This is a genomic window from bacterium (assembly GCA_024224155.1).
Taxonomy (GTDB): domain Bacteria; phylum Acidobacteriota; class Thermoanaerobaculia; order Multivoradales; family JAHEKO01; genus CALZIK01.
On sequence record JAAENP010000333.1, the window covers coordinates 1 to 3567 of the forward strand.

General features: G+C 63.8%; 2 protein-coding genes. Both read left to right on the forward strand.

Features of this window, described 5'->3' with window-relative positions:
* Positions 1 to 2338, forward strand: a 2338-nt coding sequence (locus GY769_17005; protein MCP4203621.1) for a PAS domain-containing protein, incomplete at its 5' end; no start/stop codon positions are given.
* A 90-nt stretch (positions 2339 to 2428) separates the two neighbouring features.
* Positions 2429 to 3567: DUF362 domain-containing protein (locus GY769_17010; GenBank protein ID MCP4203622.1), on the forward strand; the 1139-nt coding region annotated here is incomplete at its 3' end.

A 3567-nucleotide genomic window follows, 5' to 3' on the forward strand; every position in this document is an offset into this window, starting at 1 on the left:
AACGCTGGGCATCCCGCATTCATCGGTCGCCCTCATCGAATCGTCCGGCGTCGCCTTTCGGCTCGCGTCGCCCGCGGAGGGAGTCGCCGACCTCGAGCAGGGGGGCGTGCTTCCTTTCCCGAGCACGGTCCTGAGCGAGGTAGTCAAAGGCAGCGAGCCGCGGTACCGATCTGACCTCCGGGCCGAATCGACCGACTACGAAGTCGACCGCAAGCTCATCGCCGCCGGTTATCTTTCCGATTACCTCGTACCGCTGACGCACGAAGGCGAGTGCATCGGAACCCTGAACTGCGCTTCTCCAAATGTCGACGGCATCCCCGAGGACACTCGCCGGCTCGTTCGCCTGCTCGCGCCCCGCCTTGCCGGGTACATCGCGAACGCCCGCCTCTTCGACGAACTAGAGGCCAGTGAGCGCCGACTCCGCACCCTGATCTCCAACCTCCCAGGAGCGGTCTATCGCCGCGACGCCGACGACGAATGGTCGGTCCAGTTCGTTAGTGACGAAATGGAGAGACTGACCGGATATCCCGCCGGTGATTTTCGCGGAGGCGCCGGATGGACCTACTCGAGCCTCGTGCATCCCGACGACCTCGAGAGGGTCCGGCGCATCGTGGCCGATGCCGTCGAGCGCAAGGAACCGTACGTCCTCGAGTACCGGATCGTCACCGCCGAGGGTCGAGAAAAATGGGTCTACGAAAAGGGGCGGGCCGAGTACGGAGAGGACGGGGCTCCGCTCTGGCTGGACGGCGCGACCTTCGACGTCACCGATCGAAAGCTGGCGGAGCAAGCACTGAAAGAAAGCGAAACGCTGCTGGTGGAGGCGCAGCGCATCGGACGGGTGGCAAGTTGGGACTGGGATGTAGCGAGGGATCGGCTCACGATAACCCAGGAGCTCCACAACCTGCTCGGAACCGACGAGGCTACGTTCACTCCAAACGCCGCCTCGTTTCTCGAGCGTGTCCATCCCGAGGATCGTGAGCGGGTCGCCGAACGCATGAACGCCGCCCTGAAACGAGACGAGCCCTACAACGTACAGTTCCGGCTCGAACAGCCCGGGGGTGCGGTGGTGCACTTGCACAGCATCGGGCACGTGGACCGCGACGACGGCGGCAAGGCCGCCCGCATGGTCGGAATGGTGCAGGACATCAGCGATCGCATCCGGGCGGAAGAAGAACGGCGCCAGCTCGAGAATCAAATGCGGGAGTCACAGAAGCTCGAGAGTCTCGGCGTACTCGCCGGCGGTATCGCCCACGATTTCAACAACCTCCTGGTAAGCGTCCTGGGTGGCACGGAGCTGGCGCTGCAATACATCGACTCCTCGTCGCCGGCGCGCGAACACCTGGAAGACGTCATGACCGCCGCCGACCGGGCGGCGGATCTCGCCAATCAGATGCTGGCCTATTCGGGCAAGGGCCAGTTCATGGTCGAGCCGACGGACCTCTCGGTGCTCATCAGAGAGATTTCGCAGCTGGTCGAGGTCTCGGTGTCCAAGAAGATCCGCGTCGCACTGGAGCTTGCCGAGGACCTCCCTGCCGTCCAAGTCGACGTTACCCAGATTCGGCAGATCGCACTCAATCTCGTGACCAACGCGGCGGAGGCGATCGGGGACAAGGCCGGCACGATCTCGATCGCGACCGGATCCGTTCACTGGGCTCGGGACTACCTTGCGGAAGGGTACGCAGCCGACGAGGCTCGCGACGGAGTCTACGTCTACATGGAGGTGACAGACAGCGGCGCGGGCATGGACAGCCAAACCCGGGAAAACATCTTCGATCCGTTCTTCACCACCAAATCCACGGGCCGCGGTTTGGGACTCGCGGCCGTACTCGGCATCGTCCGCGGACACAAGGGCGCCATCCGGGTGGAAAGTGAACCGAACCTCGGCACGACGATCCGTGTCCTGTTGCCGGCGAGCGACCAGACACCGACCCAGCGAGCGCCCGAGCCAGTGCCCGATGAGGAATGGCAGGGGAACGGGACCATTCTGCTGGCCGACGACGAACCTACGGTGCGATCCGTAGCCCACGCGATGCTCTCCCGGCTGGGCTTCAAGGTCCTGGTCGCCGAAGACGGCAAGGAAGGGGTCGAGATGTTCCGCCGGCACGCGGACGAGATCGTGCTGGTTGTCCTCGACCTCGCGATGCCCACCATGGGTGGTGAAGAGGCGTTCCGCGAGATCCGCCGGATCAAGAGCGACGCCAAGGTCGTGCTCTCGAGCGGTTTTACCGAACAAGATACGACGAACCGGTTTGCCGACCGGGGCCTTGCCGGTTTCATCCAGAAACCGTACCGGCTCGCCGAGTTGACTCGGACGATTCGCGCCGCCCTCGAGTCTTGACCCACCGCCCACCCAAAGGGGCGGTGCATCTGCGCGACCTCAGCCGTAGGCTGAGCTTTGACCTCAGCAGAAGGCCGGTCGGGATCCGCCATGAGCGCTGCCCACTACGACGAACTGACACGACGAGAGGTCGTCAAGCTGACGGCCGGCGGCGTTGCGCTCTCCATGCTCGGCCCTCTGGCTCCCATCGCCGAGGCGGGCCGCCCCACCACCAGCGACATCTTCTCCGTCAGAGCTATACCCAATCAGCCCTTCCGCAAGAAACTCCTGGGACCGAACCATCACCTGGGTGTTGACTGCCTGCTCTACCTGATGGCGGCCGGCGGTCTCAAGTTCTATCGCTCTCGGAAGAAAGATCCACTCGCCGGCCGCAAGGGCATGATCGCCGCCGACGACATCGTGCTGATCAAGGTCAACGCACAGTGGAAGTACCGTGGCTGCACGAACAGCGACGTCATCCGTGGCCTCATCCAGATCCTCCTGGATCATCCGGACGGTTTCACCGGCGAGGTCGTGATCATCGAGAACGGCCAGGGCTACGGCAGCCTCGAGTGCGCCGCGACGACCCGCTACCGCGACGGATCGGTCCACGCCAACGCCAACCGGAGCCACCACAGTTTCACCTACGTCGTCGACAATCTGATCGCGGACTCGAGGGTCTCCTACTACCTGCTCGATCCTCTCAACGCCAGCTTCATAGAAAGCTCCGATCACTCCACCGACGGCTACAAGCTCCTCGAGGATGTCTCCTACCCGTGCTTCACCACCGCCCGCGGCAACAGAGTCGAGCTCAAGGAGGGCATCTGGACCGGCAGCGGATACACCCAGAACCTCAAGCTGCTCAACGTTCCGGTGCTCAAGCACCATGACCGCGGTGGCTCAGAGATCACCGCGTCGCTCAAGCACGTCTATGGCATCCTGTCGATGCCAAGCGGCGGCGAGCTTTTCGACTACCGGCACTACTCCGGCCTTGGCGAGACCTGCGGCAAGATGATGGTGTCGGTGCGAACGCCGGTGCTCAACATCATCGACGCCATCTGGGTCTCACACCTGGCGCTTTCGGGATTCCCGGAGGTGACTACTACGCGCGTCAACCGCCTGGCCGCCAGTCAGGATCCGGTTGCCCTGGACTACTGGGCCGCCAAGGACATCCTCTACCCCATCGACGAGAACCCCAGACATCACCCCGACTTCGAAGGCATCAAGGCCTGGCTCGAGCCCGCCCGCGA